Origin of the sequence: Vibrio sp. 2017_1457_13 (assembly GCF_030851525.1) — a bacterium.
GTDB lineage: Bacteria > Pseudomonadota > Gammaproteobacteria > Enterobacterales > Vibrionaceae > Vibrio > Vibrio metschnikovii.
On record NZ_VHTA01000001.1, the window covers coordinates 440,138 to 459,127 of the forward strand.

Annotated in this window: 19 protein-coding genes; 7 read left to right on the forward strand and 12 right to left on the reverse strand. The window is 44.1% G+C overall.

The genetic code is table 11. The features are described from left to right. Positions 1 to 100: 100 nt before the first annotated feature. Entirely contained in the window at positions 101 to 1,033 is a 933-nt protein-coding gene (gene ttcA, locus FKN88_RS02005) for a tRNA 2-thiocytidine(32) synthetase TtcA (RefSeq protein WP_004395278.1), read from the forward strand. Positions 1,034 to 1,104: 71 nt separating this feature from the next. Here the strand turns inward: ttcA and FKN88_RS02010 are convergent, their stop codons facing one another. After that, on the reverse strand, positions 1,105 to 1,899 hold the full coding sequence (locus FKN88_RS02010; RefSeq protein ID WP_306687182.1) for a glucosaminidase domain-containing protein: 795 nt from the start codon (positions 1,897 to 1,899) through the stop codon (positions 1,105 to 1,107). Further along, the gene (locus FKN88_RS02015) at positions 1,892 to 2,695 is read right to left on the reverse strand and encodes a hypothetical protein (RefSeq protein WP_004395276.1); all 804 of its coding nucleotides are present in this window, start codon (positions 2,693 to 2,695) and stop codon (positions 1,892 to 1,894) included. Before FKN88_RS02015 ends, FKN88_RS02010 begins: the two co-directional genes overlap by 8 nt. Before the next feature lie 519 nt (positions 2,696 to 3,214). Here FKN88_RS02015 and potA point away from each other — a divergent pair. The 5 genes from potA to FKN88_RS02040 all read left to right on the forward strand — a co-directional run bounded on the left by potA (position 3,215) and on the right by FKN88_RS02040 (position 8,260). Further along, positions 3,215 to 4,348, forward strand: a complete 1,134-nt coding sequence (gene potA, locus FKN88_RS02020) for a spermidine/putrescine ABC transporter ATP-binding protein PotA (RefSeq protein ID WP_040904817.1) — start codon at positions 3,215 to 3,217, stop codon at positions 4,346 to 4,348. Further along, positions 4,332 to 5,189 (forward strand): spermidine/putrescine ABC transporter permease PotB, encoded by an 858-nt coding sequence (gene potB, locus FKN88_RS02025; protein WP_004395274.1) that lies wholly within the window; start codon positions 4,332 to 4,334, stop codon positions 5,187 to 5,189. Before potA ends, potB begins: the two co-directional genes overlap by 17 nt. Beyond that, on the forward strand, positions 5,189 to 5,959 hold the full coding sequence (gene potC / locus FKN88_RS02030) for a spermidine/putrescine ABC transporter permease PotC (protein WP_004395273.1): 771 nt from the start codon (positions 5,189 to 5,191) through the stop codon (positions 5,957 to 5,959). The genes potB and potC overlap by 1 nt, the downstream gene beginning before the upstream one ends. Before the next feature lie 105 nt (positions 5,960 to 6,064). Next, positions 6,065 to 7,096, forward strand: a complete 1,032-nt coding sequence (locus tag FKN88_RS02035) for an extracellular solute-binding protein (protein WP_040904305.1) — start codon at positions 6,065 to 6,067, stop codon at positions 7,094 to 7,096. 126 nt (positions 7,097 to 7,222) lie between these two features. Continuing rightward, positions 7,223 to 8,260 (forward strand): extracellular solute-binding protein, encoded by a 1,038-nt coding sequence (locus FKN88_RS02040; RefSeq protein ID WP_154168197.1) that lies wholly within the window; start codon positions 7,223 to 7,225, stop codon positions 8,258 to 8,260. A gap of 110 nt (positions 8,261 to 8,370) precedes the next feature. Here FKN88_RS02040 and cobB read toward each other — a convergent pair whose 3' ends face one another. The 10 genes from cobB to FKN88_RS02090 all read right to left on the reverse strand — a co-directional run bounded on the left by cobB (position 8,371) and on the right by FKN88_RS02090 (position 17,923). Then, positions 8,371 to 9,099, reverse strand: a complete 729-nt coding sequence (cobB, locus tag FKN88_RS02045; protein WP_154170645.1) for a Sir2 family NAD+-dependent deacetylase — start codon at positions 9,097 to 9,099, stop codon at positions 8,371 to 8,373. Between the two features lie 115 nt (positions 9,100 to 9,214). Continuing rightward, the gene (locus FKN88_RS02050) at positions 9,215 to 9,637 is read right to left on the reverse strand and encodes a hypothetical protein (protein WP_040904303.1); all 423 of its coding nucleotides are present in this window, start codon (positions 9,635 to 9,637) and stop codon (positions 9,215 to 9,217) included. Then, positions 9,621 to 10,679 carry a formate dehydrogenase subunit gamma gene (locus tag FKN88_RS02055; protein WP_187985779.1) on the reverse strand — a complete coding sequence of 353 codons (1,059 nt, stop codon included), beginning with the start codon at positions 10,677 to 10,679 and terminating at the stop codon, positions 9,621 to 9,623. Before FKN88_RS02055 ends, FKN88_RS02050 begins: the two co-directional genes overlap by 17 nt. A gap of 6 nt (positions 10,680 to 10,685) precedes the next feature. Then, positions 10,686 to 11,294, reverse strand: coding sequence for a formate dehydrogenase FDH3 subunit beta (gene fdh3B / locus FKN88_RS02060; RefSeq protein ID WP_004395267.1), 609 nt, complete (start codon positions 11,292 to 11,294; stop codon positions 10,686 to 10,688). An 11-nt stretch (positions 11,295 to 11,305) separates the two neighbouring features. Then, entirely contained in the window at positions 11,306 to 14,158 is a 2,853-nt protein-coding gene (locus FKN88_RS02065; RefSeq protein ID WP_154168191.1) for a formate dehydrogenase subunit alpha, read from the reverse strand. Positions 14,159 to 14,167: 9 nt separating this feature from the next. Beyond that, a complete protein-coding gene (locus FKN88_RS02070; RefSeq protein ID WP_154168189.1) occupies positions 14,168 to 14,368 on the reverse strand; it encodes a transcriptional initiation protein Tat in 201 nt (66 codons plus the stop codon). Positions 14,369 to 14,429: 61 nt separating this feature from the next. After that, a complete protein-coding gene (locus tag FKN88_RS02075) occupies positions 14,430 to 15,065 on the reverse strand; it encodes a molecular chaperone (protein ID WP_154168187.1) in 636 nt (211 codons plus the stop codon). A gap of 10 nt (positions 15,066 to 15,075) precedes the next feature. Next, on the reverse strand, positions 15,076 to 16,737 hold the full coding sequence (locus tag FKN88_RS02080) for a 4Fe-4S binding protein (protein WP_154168185.1): 1,662 nt from the start codon (positions 16,735 to 16,737) through the stop codon (positions 15,076 to 15,078). A gap of 192 nt (positions 16,738 to 16,929) precedes the next feature. Beyond that, positions 16,930 to 17,469 carry a DUF3306 domain-containing protein gene (locus tag FKN88_RS02085; RefSeq protein ID WP_187985777.1) on the reverse strand — a complete coding sequence of 180 codons (540 nt, stop codon included), beginning with the start codon at positions 17,467 to 17,469 and terminating at the stop codon, positions 16,930 to 16,932. Next, positions 17,459 to 17,923 carry a DUF3305 domain-containing protein gene (locus FKN88_RS02090; RefSeq protein ID WP_154168181.1) on the reverse strand — a complete coding sequence of 155 codons (465 nt, stop codon included), beginning with the start codon at positions 17,921 to 17,923 and terminating at the stop codon, positions 17,459 to 17,461. Before FKN88_RS02090 ends, FKN88_RS02085 begins: the two co-directional genes overlap by 11 nt. A gap of 207 nt (positions 17,924 to 18,130) precedes the next feature. Between FKN88_RS02090 and fdhD the strand changes: the two genes are divergently transcribed. After that, a complete protein-coding gene (fdhD, locus tag FKN88_RS02095; RefSeq protein WP_154168179.1) occupies positions 18,131 to 18,949 on the forward strand; it encodes a formate dehydrogenase accessory sulfurtransferase FdhD in 819 nt (272 codons plus the stop codon). The last annotated feature ends 41 nt before the right edge of the window (positions 18,950 to 18,990 follow it).

Consider the following 18,990-nt stretch of genomic DNA (forward strand, 5'->3'; position numbering starts at 1 on the left):
GGGATTTTTTGTTATCGGGCATGCTTAATACTGGCATCTTGTCAGTAGATCCGTATTATACGCACTTCATTTTGTGTGGAAGATTAAAGAACGAAAGCCAATGACAGAGCAAACTCAAGAGTTGACTAAAGCCCAACATTATAATTTCAATAAGCTACAAAAACGTATTCGTCGTAATACGGGGCAAGCTATTGCTGACTTTAATATGATTGAAGATGGCGACCGAATCATGGTCTGTTTATCGGGAGGCAAAGACAGCTTCACGATGCTCGACATTCTGATGAGTTTGCAAAAAAGTGCACCGATCACCTTCTCACTCATCGCTGTCAATCTTGATCAAAAACAACCCGGATTTCCTGAACATATTCTACCTGAATACCTTCAAGAATTAGGCGTTGAGTATAAGATCATTGAAGAAGACACCTATTCCATCGTACAAGATAAAGTTCCCGAAGGTAAAACCACGTGCGCTCTGTGTTCTCGCCTACGCCGTGGTATTTTATATCGCGCAGCGAAGGAGTTAGGGGCCACTAAAATTGCTTTAGGCCATCACCGTGATGACATTATTGAAACCTTGTTTTTGAATATGTTCTATGGCGGAAAAATGAAAGGGATGCCACCTAAGTTAGTCTCTGACAATGGCGAGCATGTGGTGATTCGCCCTCTTGCTTACTGCAGAGAAAAAGACATCATCAAGTACGCAAACCATCGCGCTTATCCTATCATTCCCTGCAATTTATGCGGTTCACAGCCCAATATGCAGCGCCAAAATATTAAGCAGATGCTTAATGCTTGGGATAAACAGTTTCCTGGTCGTATAGAAACCATGTTTAGAGCCATGCAAAATGTCGTGCCTAGCCATCTTGCCGACTTTGAATTATTTGATTTTAAATCGATCAATCGTGATTCTGGCGTCATTAATGGTGGTGACATTGGTTTTGATAAAGAACCCGTCCCACAGCCTATTCTCGATGAAGACGATACAGTGATACCGTTTGATCCTGCATTAAAATTAGACGTGACTAACTTGTAGCATGTTGTTGATAACCAGTTGAATGGATACCAATAAGGCTGCCACTGGGCAGCCTTATTGGTATTTTCAGGTTATTGCTCTACCCAATAAACTTGATTATGGCGAATCATCGCTTGTACATCTTGCACATAATCTGCTCCACGCTCAGAGTAACGCAATAACCCATTACTCAAAACCAATGCACTATCAACACTCAGTAGATTGGCATCATTCTGACGCAACTGTTGACGAATCTTACGTAAATCACGATAAGCCGCATTACGATTCACATTCATAAAATAACGATGAATCGATTCTTGGACCGAAGAGAATTTCGCCACCTCATGGGTCATTCCTGCGCCTCTTGCTGCTGGTACTACCCCACAGCCCGGAGAATAACACCACTGACCAAAATAGTTATTCGCTTCAATAGCAAAACGCGAGGTTCCCCAAGCGGACTCATTGGCAGCTTGAGTCAGTACTAATGCTTCTGGTAAAACGTCAACACGCTGTAACATACCATTCAACCATTCACTACTCAGGCTATTTCCCTTATTCAGAGCTAATCCGTATTGTTCAGCCAATTGAGCCGCCAGAGTCTTATCTTTGCCTGACAGTTTGCCTTGCTGAAAACGGGTAGCTAGCCGTTGCAATTGTTGCCTTTCTTGTAAAATACGTTGGTTCTCAAACGCAACCCCCGGTCTTAAGTAAGAAAAAAACGCCTCTTTTTTCTCTGCTATATCTGTTATCGATGAAAAGTCAGGGGCTGCTGATACCGCATGGCCGGTTAACTCAACCGAAGGGTGATCAGCAGTCCGGGTTGAGTAATAAAGACTCAATCCAATCAACACCATCGCTAACCCTATGAGGATAAAGCGCTTACGCATTAAAAATTTGTGAATTTGCATCATGATCATCATCGCTATTGGTTTTCTTCGTGGCAACGATTTGTAAACGAATACCAAACATATTACGGTAAATAATGCCTTTCACATGAAAAAAGAAAGGCAGAACAAAGATTAAGCCAATACCATAAAACAGGACGGCAGCTACGAACATCAACATCAGTAAAGCGTAGATGCCCGCTAAAGGTAGCAGTTTTTTGTTCACTGCACGTAATGATAGCCACAGTGCTTGCATCGGGGGAACTTTCTTTTCACAGATCAGTAAAATCGAATTACTAAAAGCCAGTGAAAAATACATCGAGAGGAGTGGGAAAACCATCCCGGCAACCCCTTGTAGTACTAGGCTCAATAATGAAGCAATAATTACTGGTATGGTGAACTGCAACCCTTTAGTAATATGATTGGTCCTAGTTTTAAGCCCGGCAGCATGACTCATGGCCATTAAACTCACGCCAGCATAAATCGGAGCACTGACTACTTCGTAACTAAAGTTAGCAATCAAAATCCCTTGAATAACGCCCGGAGGGATATTGCCCTCTTGAGCAAATAAAGAAAAGATGACCGACGGATCGCCGACCATTAATCTGAAGGCAATGATAAAAATCGCCAATTGGATCACGACCAAAATAACAATGGCAGGAGAAAAAGACAGAAAGTGTTTCAGGGTACAATCCCATGCTTCTTTTAGTACCTCACCTATCTTAAGTTGGTAATCACCAGAAAGAGCGCGTTCCAACGTTCCCCCTAAGTTAAAATCTTTCTCGATATTATTGCTCATAATTCGCCCTAGTTTGGCCTGTCAAAAATGCTTTCGAAACAAATGGAGATAGTTTTTCATTATACTGAAATAACGTCGAGTCTAAAATCTTACTGTCAAACTCAGCTTGCTTTATGCTTCATATGGCTGATAATTGACCACTTAAAAGCCTTTATTATTCGTTAACAGGGCATGGTAAAGAATCATCACTCAACGATGCAAAATTTTTTCTGTTTCAAGATAAGAAAATACTTTGATTTCGTCGGGTATGCTAATTATGATGCGCCCTTTGAAAAGGTATAACCAGTGTATAAATTGGATGTATAAGTACACCAAGTATGATTCTGATTTATGACTGGTTTTCGTGTTATACCCGAACAACCGAGAGTGATGGCAACGTCTGCTGCCACTTTAAGCTAAACGGGAATAATAATGCACTGTATATCACGCTCCTATACTCAAAAAAGTTAAGGACGATTGTTTGAATGAACCATTAGCCATTCAACGACGTTTTTGCCATTTTTTGGGTATACAACCACTGTGGGAGAAAAACAGACGTTGAACAAACAACACTCGGTAGGAAAGCCAGTTATTCGTCTATCTGGCATTAGCAAAAGCTTTGATGGTAAAGAGATCATTTCTCACCTGAATTTAGATGTCAATCACGGTGAATTCTTAACTATACTTGGCCCATCAGGGTGTGGGAAAACCACCGTACTACGAATGATTGCTGGTTTTGAAACGGTCGATAATGGCCAGATCTTACTTGATGGTCAGGATGTGACTCAAGTTCCTGCTGAGCAGAGACATGTCAACACGGTCTTCCAAAGTTACGCCTTGTTTCCTCATATGACCGTGTTTGATAACGTAGCCTTCGGATTGCGTATGCAAAAAGTACCGAGCGCAGAGATTGAACCACGAGTAATGGAAGCCCTACGCATGGTTCGCTTAGAGCAAATGGCGCAGCGTAAGCCACATCAGCTTTCTGGTGGTCAGCAACAACGTATTGCGATTGCTCGTGCCGTGGTCAATAAACCTAAAGTGTTATTGTTGGATGAATCTTTATCCGCTCTCGATTATAAACTGCGTAAACAGATGCAAATCGAGCTGAAGCAACTCCAACGTCAACTGGGCATTACCTTCATCTTCGTGACTCACGATCAAGAAGAAGCTTTATCCATGTCGGATCGAATCATTGTTATGCGCGATGGATGCATCGAGCAAGATGGTTCACCACGTGAAATTTATGAAGAGCCCAAAAACCTATTTGTTGCCCGATTTATCGGTGAGATCAACGTATTTAATGCCGTCACTCAAGATCGTATCGATGATAAATGCATTAACGTACAGATCGAAGGCGTTCCTGCGATTGTCTATTATGATCAACCCGTGACTAGCGGCGATAAACTGCAAGTCTTACTGCGTCCAGAAGATTTACGCATTGAAGAGATCAAAGAATCAGAAAGTGCGGGTATTGTTGGTCATGTTATCGATCGTACTTATAAAGGCATGACGTTAGAGTCAGTGGTTGAATTAGAGTCAGGCATGCGCGTTATGGTGAGTGAATTCTTTAACGAGGATGATCCAGACGTAGACCACTCTATCGGCCAGAAAGTCGCCATCACTTGGGTTGAAAGCTGGGAGGTCGTCCTCAATGATGAGCAACAAGCTTAATCTACAAAACGCAATTATTGTTTTGATTGTCGGCTGGTTAGGGCTGTTTGTTCTGATCCCCAATCTGATGATCATTGTGACCAGCTTTTTAACGCGTGATGAATCGAACTTAATCGCTTTTACCTTTACGTTCGATAACTATCTTCGTTTAATGGATCCGATTTATGCCAGAGTGATGCTGCACTCATTTTACATGGCTATCGTGGCGACCTTAATTTGCCTTGTGGTCGGCTATCCATTTGCGTATATCGTTGCCAAAATGCCACAAAAATGGCGCCCTATTATGCTGTTTTTAGTGATTGTTCCATTTTGGACTAACTCACTGATCCGTACCTATGGATTAAAAATTGTTTTGGGCACTCAAGGTATTTTGAATAAAGCATTATTAAGCATCGGCATCATCGATACTCCGATCCGTATCATGTTCACCGAAACCGCGGTAATGATTGGTTTAGTGTATATCTTGTTGCCATTTATGATTCTGCCTCTCTATTCTGCGATCGAGAAGCTCGATCATACTTATATAGAAGCAGCACGAGATCTTGGTGCGAACAAGTTGCAAACGCTGATTAAAGTCATTTTACCCTTAACCATGCCCGGCATTATTGGCGGTTGTTTACTGGTACTGCTACCAGCATTAGGAATGTTCTATATTTCTGATTTACTGGGAGGGGCGAAAAACTTATTGATCGGTAACGTCATTAAGAGCCAAGTGCTCAACGCCCGAGACTGGCCATTTGGTGCGGCGACAAGTATTGCCCTCACCTTAGCCATGGCCGTCATGCTCTATGCGTACTATCGAGCAGGAAAACTCTTGAATAAGAAATCGGAGCTAAGCTAATGGGAAAGACAGTTCGATTTAGCTTTATGAGCTTAGTGTACTTATTTTTGTACCTACCGATTATTGTTTTGATTGTGAACTCTTTTAACGACAACCGCTTTGGGATTCGTTGGGGTGGCTTCACGACCAAGTGGTATCATGCTTTGATTAATAATGACAGCTTAATGCAAGCCGCCTGGCACTCTATCAATATTGCGGTCTTTTCAGCGACCGCAGCGACAATTATTGGTAGCTTGACGGCTGTTGCCCTATTTCGTTACCAGTTTAAAGGTAAGAAAATGGTCAATGGCATGCTGTTTGTTGTCATGATGTCACCAGATATCGTAATGGCAATTTCATTACTGGCGCTGTTTTTAGTCCTCGGCTTTCAATTGGGCTTTCTAACCCTTTTGATTGCGCACATCACCTTCTGCTTACCCTTTGTGGTCGTCACGGTTTACAGCCGTTTGAATGGTTTTGATGTGAAGATGTTAGAAGCGGCAAAAGATCTCGGAGCAAGCGAATGGGTTATATTGAAAAATATTATTTTCCCACTTGCTAAGCCAGCCGTTGCGGCTGGTTGGTTATTAAGTTTTACCTTGTCACTCGATGATGTCATCATCAGTTCTTTTGTGACAGGACCAACCTATGAAATTCTCCCTTTAAAGATTTACTCTATGGTTAGGGTTGGGATTTCACCGGAAGTGAATGCGTTAGCGACTGTGATGTTAGTGGTTTCATTAATCCTTGTGATCACTTCACAGTTGTTAGCCAGAGAAAAAGTGAAGTAATATACTCACTGCATGTTAAAAACACGAAACAGAATGGCCACCATGACCATTCTGTTTCTCTATGTAACGCCCTAATGGGCAACGTTTGGTTTGGAGCTAACGTCGATGAAAAAATGGGCTACTTTATTAGCTGGTAGTGCATGTGCGCTTTCACTGTTGTCAAATTCAGCTATCGCGCAAGATAAAGAATTGGTTTTCATGAACTGGGGACCTTACATTAACAGTAATATCCTTGAACAGTTTACTCGTGAAACCGGTATCAAAGTCATTTACTCAACTTATGAGTCAAATGAAACTTTATACGCCAGACTAAAAACCCATAATCAGGGCTACGATCTTATTGTTCCTTCGACCTATTTCGTATCCAAAATGCGTGATGAGGGTATGATTCAGAAAATAGATAAGTCTAAGCTGTCTAATTTCAGTAATTTAGACGCTAACTACCTGAATAAACCTTATGATCCGAACAACGACTACTCGATTCCGCATGTGGTCGCCATTACCGGTTTAGCGGTCAATACCGATATGTATGACCCGAATGATTTCCAAAGCTGGGGTGACCTATGGAAGCCAGAGCTGGCGAGACAATTGATGTTAATGGACGATACTCGCGAAGTGTTCCATATCGCTCTGCGTAAACTCGGCTATTCCGGTAATACCACTGACGATAAGCAAATTGATGAAGCCTACGCTGAATTGCGTAAATTAATGCCGAATGTTTTGGTGTTTAACTCTGACAACCCTGCTGCACCCTATCTTGCTGGTGAAGTCGGTTTAGGGATGTTATGGAATGGCTCTGCAGCGGCAGCGCAAAATGAAGGATTACCGATCAAACTGATCTTCCCGAAAGAAGGCGGTATTGGTTGGGTCGATAACTTCGCCATTGCTTCAGGAGCGAAAAATGTCGACGCCGCCCATAAGATGATCGACTTTTTACTGCGCCCTGAAATCGCTGAGCAAATCTCTCGTGATACTGGCTACTTAACAGGTGTGGCGGAATCGAACGCTAAGTTCAAAGATATCGCCCCCCTATTCCCATCTCAAGAAGATTTAGATCGCGTGGAGTGGCAAGATGCGGTGGGAGACAAAACCATTAAGTATGAAAACTACTTTATGCGTTTAAAATCAGGTTTATAAACCTACGAGCTTAAGTAAATGGGCAGCATTAGCTGCCTATTTTTTTGTGAGCTGGTATACTTGGCGGCTGATTTAGCTAATCTCTCTAGCCTATTTGGGCTTTTGCTACCAAAATACGGAATTGTAATGAAGAAAAGTAAACTGTATGCGGGCGTACTATGCGCAGCGACTCTATTCACTACCCACGCGATGGCCAACGATACCGAGCTGTATTTTTATAACTGGTCGGAATATATCCCTAGCGATGTACTAGAAGAATTTAGTAAAGAAACCGGTATCCGAGTTATTTATTCGACGTACGAATCAAACGAAAGCATGTACGCGAAGTTAAAAACCCAAGGTGCTGGTTATGACTTAGTGGTTCCTTCAACTTATTTTGTCTCTAAGATGCGCAAAGAAGGCATGCTGCAACCCATCGACAAAAATCAATTAAGTCATTTTGCGGATCTTGACCCTAATTTTCTCAATAAATCTTTTGATCCCGAAAACCGTTACTCAATCCCTTATATCTGGGGAGCGACAGGTATTGGCATTAACACCGACATGCTTGATAAATCAGCACTGACCAATTGGAACGATTTATGGGATGCCAAATGGCGTGGTCAGCTTATGCTGATGGATGACGCTCGTGAAGTGTTCCATATGGCTTTAAGTAAATTGGGTTACTCGCCAAATAGTACCAATCCAGAAGAGATTGAAGCCGCTTATCAAGAGCTAACCAAACTGATGCCAAATGTCTTGGTCTTTAACTCTGATTTCCCAGCCAACCCGTTTTTAGCCGGAGAAGTTTCGCTTGGGATGTTGTGGAATGGGTCTGCCTACATGGCGCGTCAAGAAGGAGCCAATATTGAGATTATTTGGCCAGAAAAAGGCGCTATTTTCTGGATGGACAGCATTGCGATTCCTGCAGGAGCGAAAAATATCGAAGCGGCACATAAAATGATCGACTTCTTATTGCGTCCGGAAAATGCAGCAAAAATTGCGCTGGAAATCGGCTATCCAACACCAGTCAAAACGGCCCATAAGCTATTACCTGCCGAGTTTGTCAATGACCCGAATATCTTCCCACCACAATCAGTCATGGATAGCGGTGAATGGCAAGATGATGTCGGTGAAGCATCAATATTATACGATAACTACTTCCAACGCTTAAAAGTGAAGTAATCAGCGATTCTATCAATGTGAAAAAGCGGCTGATGCCGCTTTTTTCTTGCCTGTTTTCTGTGCTAGATGAAAACGATGTGACGTTAGCAAAAAATGAGGTTCTTTTCCTCTTATCGAGGGGAATCTTGCAGCATTAATAGCTCGTTAACTAAACGAGGGACCTCAAGCGTCGCTTTGCCATAACGTTTTTCAGCAAACTCACTTTCAATCGCGCTCGGCTCTAAATTAATTTCAATCGTATGTGCGCCGTGCATTCTCGCATCATGCACAAAACCAGCCGCCGGATAAACCACACCAGATGTACCAATAGAGACAAATAAATCGGCTTTTTCTAATGCGCTATAAATCTCCCCCATCCGCAAAGGCATTTCCCCAAACCAAACAATATGAGGCCGCATTTGTTGCGGAATTTGACAGCAATGACACAATTCACCGGTCAATAAATCGCCCTTTTGTTCAACCACTTGATTAGACATACTACAGCGAGCTTTAAATAACTCGCCATGCATATGAATGATGTTTTGACTACCGCCTCGCTCATGCAGATCATCAATATTCTGGGTAATGATGGTTACTGAACCATTCAGTTGTCGCTCTAGCTCGCCAAGAGCAAGATGAGCCGCATTGGGTTGAATCTCAGGAGAGCCTAGTTTTCTGCGGCGCTGATTATAAAAGTCTTGCACCAAATCAGGATCACGAGCAAAACCTTCTGGTGTGGCAACATCTTCAATCCGGTGGTTTTCCCATAATCCATCTTGGGCCCGAAAGGTTTGAATACCCGACTCGGCAGATATCCCCGCGCCGGTCAATACTACAATATTGCGATAGGGGAAATTCATCATCCATTCCTTATTTTCAATCTTTACACCAGTTTAGCATTGATAAACGAGCGTCCCTAATTTCAAGGCTTAGACAATAGTCGAAAAAAACACCCAGACTCGCTGGGTGTGATGCTTAAAGATTCGGACCTTTCGTCGGACGATGAGCGATATCGGCTCGCAGCTGCTTCATACCTTGCACCATACGCCAAAACCATAAGGTAATGGCACCTAAGGCAATGATCGCGCCAAGGTAAGGGATAGCGTAGCCAATCGTACTTAACCAAGTATTACTAAACCAATAACGGTTGACTCCCATCAGAACGCCATTTGCCGTAGCAACGGTGACAATTAGCACCACAAAAAAGGTTAAGAATAAGAAAAAAGTACGAATTAATCCGTAATAATGGGAATTCGCCACCTCGCCATCTTGGTTTTTATCCAACCGATAGCCAGCATAGATAATGCCAATCACCCCAGAAAGTAACCCAGTAAATGGGGTCAGCAAACTGGCGATATACACAAACCAAACGGATTTATTTTTACTGGCGGGGATCATCATGACTCTCCTGTATCTTTGGAACTTGATGGTCAGCCGCTTCAATTTCGCCTCGCGCTTTGACTTCTTCATACCATAAATCATGATGTTCTTTGGCCCAGGTCTCATCTACTTTACCTGTCACCATCCCTTCTAATGCTCCTTCCATACCAAATAAACCGATATAAATATGGAAAATAAAGCCACAAATAAGGATTAAAGCAGAGAACATGTGGATCAAATTCGAGAGTTCCATATCGCGGCGTGTTTGCCCAAAAATCGGAAAGTCTAAAATAAGTCCACTGATCGCAGCAAAGCTACCAAATACGATCAACAGCCAATAGATCGCTTTTTCACCACCATTGGAAAAGCCAGCCGAAGGATGGGTTCCTTTGTGCTTGCCCGCCATTCCTCCCAATTTTAAAAACCATTGGAAATCAACCTTGTTGAATAAGGATTTTCGCCACCATTTCAGCAACATAAAAATCAGCAACACAAAGAATAAGGGGCCAACGTAATTGTGGTATTGCTTAGCGGAATAAATGACCATTCCCCACCAATCGGTAGGAATGTAAGGTTTAAGAAAGTGTTTACCATAAACCAACATTAAACCACTGAACGCCAAGGTAAGAAAAGTAAACGCCATACTCCAGTGCAACGCTCGATCCAAACGCGACCAACGTTTTAATTTTCGCCCCGTTCTTGGCTGACTAAGCATGATTGGGCCCATCAACCAATAGGCCATCACAACCATCACAATACTACCAAAAATCGCCACTGCCCCAGCAGGAGACATCCATTTCTCTTTTAAGACAAACCACATTTCACCCGGTGTACTGATTAACACGCCATGCTCAGGAGAACGTGATGTGGTATAGCCTTCTTGACCTTGCCTCACTTGACGCCAAAAGTCGGCACCCGCTAATTGAGAGATCTCTTTTTGCGCCACATTATGATTAGTGGACTCGCCCTCATTGGCTAATAATGGGAGAGATAAACAACTAAGAGTTAAGATCAATAGCACCAAGACCTGCTGAAACGCATGCTTTATCTGATATTGCATCGCTACTTAACTCCTTGTGGCATCGAAAGCGAGATCTTCGCCATTGGTCCACCCAGCATTTTTAGCACCGCGCTCTACCACTCGCTGACGGAAAATATCTGAAACCACCGCGGCATCACCAGCCAGTAGTGCTTTAGTCGAACATAAGGAAGCACACATCGGTAATTTGCCTTCAGCAATCCGGTTAGCACCATATTTACGACGTTCTTCGGGGGAACCCGGTTCTGTTTCAGGTCCACCAGCACAGAACGTACATTTATCCATTTTCCCACGCTCAGCAAAGGCAGACTGCTTAGGAAACTGCGGAGCACCAAACGGGCAAGCAAATAAGCAATAACCACAACCAATGCAAAGATCTTTATTGTGCAGCACGATGCCATCTTCCGTTTTGACAAAACAGTCCGCCGGACAGACCGCCATACAAGGCGCATCCGTACAGTGCATGCAAGCTACCGAGATCGAGTTTTCTCCCGGTTCGCCATCATTGAGTGTGACCACTCGACGACGTTGGATTCCCCATTGCAGAGCATCGTCATTTTCATTTTTACAGGCCGTGACACAGCCGTTGCATTCGATGCAGCGTTTGGTATCACAAAGGAATTTCATTTTAGCCATTGGTTTACTCCTTACGCTTTACGGATGTTACACAAGGTGACTTTAGTTTCCTGCATTTGAGTAACAGGATCGTACCCATAAGTGGTCGCGATATTCGCTGACTCACCAATCACATAAGGATCGGTACCTTGTGGGTATTTATGACGAAGATCTTCACCTTGAAATTTGCCGCCAAAATGAAAAGGAATGAACGCCATACCGGGTTTAACGCGACGTGTCACCATGGCTTTAACATGAATACGCCCTTTTTCTGCCCCTTCAACCCAAACCATGTCACCGTCTCTGAAACCAAGATCATTGGCATCTTTAGGGTTCACCTCAACAAACATCTCTTGCTGCAGTTCGGCTAACCAAGGGTTTGAACGGGTTTCTTCGCCACCACCTTCGTACTCGACTAAGCGCCCAGAAGTCAGAATGATCGGATATTCTTGAGATTTATCGATATCTTGAATCGATTTATAGAGCGTCGGCATTCTAAAAATCGCGTCTTTATCTTCCCAAGTAGGATAATCAGCGATGAGATCGCGTCTTGGCGTGTACAGTGGCTCACGATGTAGTGGCACTCGATCCGGAAATGTCCACACAATTGCACGAGCTTTCGCATTGCCGAAAGGAATACAGCCATGCTGAATTGCCACTCGTTGAATACCACCTGAAAGATCGGTTTTCCAGTTTTGTCCTTCTGCTGCGACTTTTTCGGCCTCGGTCAGATCGTCCCACCATCCTAAATGTTTGAGCAATTTATCGGTGAATTCCGGATAACCATCTTCAATCTCACTGCCTTTTGAAAAGCTATCTTCTGCGAGTAGTGATTGACCTTCAAACTCAACGCCGTAGCGAGCTCGGAACGTCCCTCCGCCCAGAGCAACCGGTTTAGAAGTATCATACAAAATATGCGTTCCGGGATGCTTCATCTCTGGAGTCCCCCAGCAAGGCCAAGGTAGACCATAAGTCTCACCATGAATTGGCCCACCTTCTGCTTCTAAAGTGGTTTTATGGAAAGTATGCCAATGCTGTTGATGCGCTTTTAAACGTTCAGGGCTTTGTCCGGTATAGCCGATGGTCCACATCCCTTTATTGAATTCACGGGTAATGTCTTCAATAAGTGGTTGATCATTCTCAACTCGAATGTGTTTACAAAGTTGCTCGGCAAAGCCGAGTTTTTTACTCAGTAAGTACATGATTTCATGATCAGGTTTGGAATCAAACAACGGTTCAATGACTTGATCACGCCATTGCAAAGAGCGATTCGACGCAGTCACACTGCCGTAAGTTTCAAATTGGGTCGTGGCAGGAAGCAAATACACGCCATCGCTGCGCTCATTCATGACTGCAGCAACAGTTGGATAAGGATCGACAATCACCATCATGTCGAGTTTTTGCATCGCTTTTTTCATTTCTACGCCACGGGTTTGCGAGTTAACCGCATGACCCCAATAGAACATAGCGCGAATATTTTCTCGTTGCTGGATATTGTCTTTATTCTCCAGTACGCCATCAATCCAACGAGATACCGGAATTCCGAAACTATTCATTGGCTTAGTGCCACCGTAAGTCCCTTGATCAAAGCGATTCGCTATCCAATCAAAATCAACATCCCATACCTTGGCCCAATGACGCCATGCCCCTTCTGCGACCCCATAGTAACCAGGCAACGAATCAGAAAGTACCCCTAAATCCGTTGCTCCTTGAACGTTATCATGACCACGAAAAATGTTCGCCCCGGAACCCGGTTTACCCAGATTCCCCAAAGCCAATTCAAGCACACAGTAAGCACGAGTATTGTTATTTCCTGTTGTGTGCTGAGTGCCGCCCATACACCAAATAATACAACCGGGGCGATGTTCAGAGAGTAGCTTCGCGGTTTGATAAACATCCGACTCACTCACTCCGGTGACCCGCTCCACCTCTTGAGGTGTCCATTTCGCCACTTCTTGACGAATTTCATCCATGCCAAACACACGTTGGCGAATGAATTCTTTATCTTCCCACTGATTTTTAAATACGTGCCAGAGCACGCCCCAAATAAAGGCAACATCCGTTCCGGGACGCAATGACACATAGTGATCCGCTTTGGCTGCGGTGCGCGTACGACGAGGATCGGCAACCACAATTTTGCAATTATTCTTCTCTTTGGCGATCAAGATATGTTGCATCGCGACCGGATGCGCTTCCGCAGGATTCGAACCAATGAACAACATCGACTTACAATTATGCATATCATTAAAGGAGTTGGTCATCGCACCGTAACCCCAAGTATTGGCAACGCCTGCTACGGTCGTGGAATGACAAATTCGCGCTTGGTGGTCAACGTTATTGGTTCCCCATAATGAGGCCATTTTACGAAAGAGATACGCTTGTTCATTGCTGTGCTTAGCACTGCCAAGCCAGTAGACTGAATCTGGCCCCGACTGTTGACGAATCTTTAGAACTTCATCGCCGATTTCATCGATTGCCTGTTGCCATGAGAGTTTTTTCCATTTTCCGCCCTCAAGCTTCATCGGATATTTCAAGCGTCGCTCACCATGACCATGCTCGCGTAAGGCCGCGCCTTTTGCACAGTGCCCACCCGCGTTAAAAGGGTGATCAAAAGCTGGCTCTTGGCCTGTCCAAACCCCGTTTTGAACTTCAGCATAAATACCGCAACCAACGGAACAGTGTGAGCAAATGGTACGCTTTATTTCCGTTTTGACCTGATTAGGTCGCGAGGTTGCTTGAGCTTTTTTAATCATTCCAGGAGCAAATAAAGCAGAACCAACAACCGCACCACCTGCGGCTAATGAACTGTTGCGAATAAAAGCTCGACGACTGAGCCCTAGTGCATTGGGCTGTTCGGCCTGCTCTGAACGTTTGGTCAGTTTCATTATCAGCTCCTATAAACTGGCGTAGTAATCGCGAATATGTTGAGTTTCGTGATACCCTTTTTGCAATGGCTGTGGCGTCGCCTCTTCCACTGTCTCTACCGCTAACGCCGACGAACTCGTCGAAGCCACCACACCTCCGACAACGGCGGCACCAGCTATACTTTTTAATATCGTGCGCCGACTCTGATTAATATCTGATTGTTTTTTCATCGCTCTCTTCCTTTTTCCATATAACCGCAGTGATGATTCCACTGCCGTTGTAGGACGCTGGTTATAATTCGCTGACATTCTGCTCAATGGTATTTTTTACATGCATAACATGGGTATTACATTGACTAGCAATGCTAGCTGGTGTCATCTGAATGCTCTCTAAGCTTAAAAAAGCCTTAAATACTTGAGACACCGCTCGATAAAAATTCGCATGTTCGGCTTGCTCAATTTGTTGCGCTAAGTGATTAAACCAAGAGCTGATATGACGATGAAAAAATTCACCTTGCTGCTCAGGCATATCACTGATCAACCACGCCATACTTTCACATAAGGCGGCAATATGATCCTCTGGCTCTTTCACCGAGTCTGAACGCTGCAAACCAAGCTGCGCCATATGCTGGCGAAGATCCGCTAGAGGTTTTTCCATCAATGATCCCGTCAGATGCCATGAAGCAAAGGGCACCACTTCGCCTCTTCCGATACCAATAAATAGCCATTGATATTCCTCTTCAAGGCTATGAATATCAGTATGTTGTGCAGCATGCCTTAAGGCTAACCAACACTGACTCATCACGCTTGAGTTATCTTCAATCTCTAAGTCAGCTAAAAACTGCAATTGTGACTGACGAGGAGGAGCGCGAAACAGGGAGGCCAACATCAGATAAATATCGGTACGTATAGTGTCGGTAACTTGCATAAACATCGCCTTAATAGTGAAGTTGCTGCTCTGGGTTTTCAGCCATCGCTTCAAAAATATCAATCACTCGACAGTCTTCGCACATGGCGATTCGATTGAGAGAAATGGGATCCGAAAAATGAGAGTGACCGCGTAACTTATTTTGCAGCATGGTGATCATTGATTGAGGTGCAAATGCTTTTTGGCAACGTAAACAGCGGGCGGGCTCTTCTTGGTGTAACACCTGCGCCGCTTGTCGCTCATCATGGTCCCAATTAATTCTTGGTAGCGCCGTCAAGGCTTTTTCAGGGCATGCAGTGACACATAAACCGCACTGCACACAATCTTGTTCAATAAAATGTAAAGCTGGGATATCACCGCTATGATGCAAAGCTCGTGTAGGACAGACCGCGACACAGCTCATGCACAAGGTACAATCTTGACTGGCGCACTCAATTGAGCCAAAAGGAGCCGAGCTATTCAGCGCTTGAATCATCGAATTTGGTTGATATTGAGCGGCAAGTGCATCTAATGCCTGATACAAGCGTTGGCGTTTATTACCAGAGAGCTCACCCAATCGAAGCGTCAAATCATCTTCACACAGAACTGGAAGCCCTTCGCCTAGCGATTCCAAATACAAAATATCAATCCGCTGCTTGTCTAATCCTAATGACGCTAATAGTGTTTGTGCTAACGACACTTCTTGATGAAGAATACGCAATACGGTCGCAGGCATATGATGGCTAGCTGCAAACAGTACCTGAGTCGCGCCATTAACTAGCGCGGCAAACCAAGTATCCATACCGACAGAAGGAAGCTCCTCTAACATCACTGGAATGACATTATCGGGTAAGGCTTTAAGCGCCATAAGATGATGAGTTTCGTGGCGATCACTGCAAAAAAGAATGATCGGTGTTTCGCCTTGGGCCTGAAAATAATGGTTAAGTAGTCGCTCAACAAACTTTTGTGTATCGGTAGGGTTAGGTAAAGCGTAGTGGATCGCTTCCGTTGGGCAAGCGGTCGCGCACGTTCCAATACCTTGGCAAAGATAAGGGTTGATTTCGATTCGGTGGCCTGTTTGTGCTGTTCCTTCACTAGAAAGCGCACCCGCCGGACAAGCATCAACACACCGCTCACAACCTTTCACACCTCTTGAACTGTGCGCACACAAATCGGTATTGAGACGAAAATATTTCGGTTTATCAAAAGTCCCGATTAATGTGGGAATGGTTTCTAACGCTTCAACGAGTTTATTTTCGCCTCTCCCTACTGGAAAGTATCCAGGAACAGGCACCTCTTCACTCATAATCCCGTTGAGTGAGAGATCCAACACAATATCAAAACATGCTTGTCCGATTGCCGCTTGGGCTAAATTGATGGTTTGACCATGATTGAGCACCTGAATATCGAATGCCCCAAGATAACCACTGATTTGTACCGAATCGGCAAAGTAAAGTGTCCTTGAATGCCCCTGATGGCCGTCAATCGATAAGAGCGTCAAAGAGCTCATCGAAGGCAGTTGTTGGGCCGCTCGTTCAATCAAACTGGTGGGACCGATCAACAGCGTATGCCCACCACTTTGATAGCTAACCGTTGGTGGGATCAAATTCTGCAGCTCAACAGTATGTTGCAGGGCAAACCAACGCGCTTGACCAGAAGTGCTACTGGCTTGTTGTAGATAGTCGTTTAACATTGCTCAATTCCATGCTGAAAGCAGGCTCATTGTCCTACCCTTATTTATTACATGGATTTAGCAAATAACGTTCCAACTTAAAATACCATCTATCTTATTGATTTATTAGGAATTTAAACATCCCCTTCATCACAAGTTATTCAGTAAGACATTTTGTCTCATTATGAAACTGAGTAGTGAGACAAAATGTCCCTACTTTTTGTCCAACAATGCTGTCTCATCTTCATCCATCCGATCACGCGGCATAATTGACTGATGGTGAGCGAAGTGGTTATGGTTATTTTGGTGTTCAGATTGGTGTTCAGGTATCAGGTCTACATTCGATGGGTCGACATCAATAAGCCATTCACGGACACTTTGTGCTAGTTCACTCGCCAAGGGTTTTAACGCATGATAATCACCATCATAATCATCTAGACCATCAACTTGATTGAACTCGCCATTGAAAAAAAGCTGCCGTAACGCCTTTTTTTTCAACTCAGCAGAGGCCGAAACCAATAGTGTGGAAAGCGCATTCTCGGTAGCAATGCTCTCATCTGCCACTAAGCCTGTCGGACACGCTGTCTGATCGCGAGTTAAGGTCACCGGCGGTTCAGAAAGGCTCTCTGGTTGTAAAGCACTCGGTAATGTTTTATCGTCACTACCCGACTCATCAATAGATACGTCTTCTGATATCGTTGCTTGATGTAATTTACGCTTTGACCATCGATTAAAGAAAGAATCAGTTGCCACATGACCTCCCGGCACCTTTACGCTTTTTAGAACGGTAGTCGAGCAATTCACCTTCTCGACCAATGAAAGCTTCAATCCACGCTTGTACCGCTAAAGGCATGGGTTCAGAAAGCACCACGTAGTCGCTATCCATATAACGAGCCGCCACACCTTGCGAGGCGGTAATGCACACCAGTTTGGGTTGATCGTCATCGGTACTATTTTCCACGATCACGAATAACTTAGGCTCTCGCGAACTGAGGTTAAATCGATAATCACTTCGCTCATCGCGAAAGAGCTCCAATACGGCTCGTGCTTTGAAGTCCGCCTGAGGCATTAATTCAAAACCGCTTAATTGCCATTGGCTCGTTACCCAACGTCCAACATTAAACGAGCGTAAATGAAGTAGACAACCAATGGACCATTGAAATTCGTTTTTGATCAACGGTACTAAATGTGAAATGGGGAAAGCCATGAAGAGTAAATCCTTGCTTGAGTCAATACCATCAACAACATCTGCTCATTTAAGCAATTATTACGCCATCCGATTAATCGACATAACATACAACGAAAAAGAGAATATGGAATGATATTTGCTGCTCTCTTTATATCTCTGCCTAACTCGTATCATCGATCACGATTGGCGATTAACGCACTTTTAGCATCGGTATAGGAACAATTTGTGTCAGCATTCTCTCTTATTCAAGCTACTGAAAACCCAAAACAAACCATAGAAGTAACGGTGTATGATCAGTATGGTGAGCCATTAACCAAATCCATCGCCTGTGAACGCCCCTTAACCGTACTATTAAATTGGCAAGAAGTGGTGACGTTAATGACTCTAGGCTCTCGCCCTGAAGCGTTAGTGCTCGGTTATTTGAAAAACCAAGGTTTTATTGCTGAGCGAGAACAACTTCAATCAGTGATCATTGATTGGCAAACGCATTCAGCCGCCGTGGTGACTAAAGAGAATACCGACCGCGTTCAACCGGCGCTTAAGAAAAAAACCGTTACCTCTGGATGTGGTCAGGGCACGATGTATGGCAATGTGATGCAACAATTAGAAGGCTATCAAGTGCCTCAGACACGCTTGAAACAGTCACAGATCTACGCAACGTTAGAGGCGCTGACTCATCATAATCAAACCTATAAAAAAGCCGGTGCTGTTCACGGTTGTGCGATTTGCCAAAATAACCATGTGCACTCTTTTGTCGAAGATGTGGGTCGGCATAACGCTGTCGATACATTAGCTGGCGAACTCTGGCTGCAAGGAGATTCAGGTGATGACAAACTGTTTTATACGACGGGACGGTTAACCTCTGAAATGGTGATTAAGGTTGCGCAAATGGGTATTCCCGTCCTACTTTCTCGCTCTGGGGTCACTCAAATGGGCTTAGATTTGGCCAATCAGTTTGGTATTACCACCATTGCGAGAGCAAAGGGTCTGCGTTTTGAAATCTACAGTGGCGCAGAAAAAATTGATTTTGATGTCAAAAGCTAATCTTACGCGAAGAGATTGATGTTCCTCTCTGAATGAGTGCA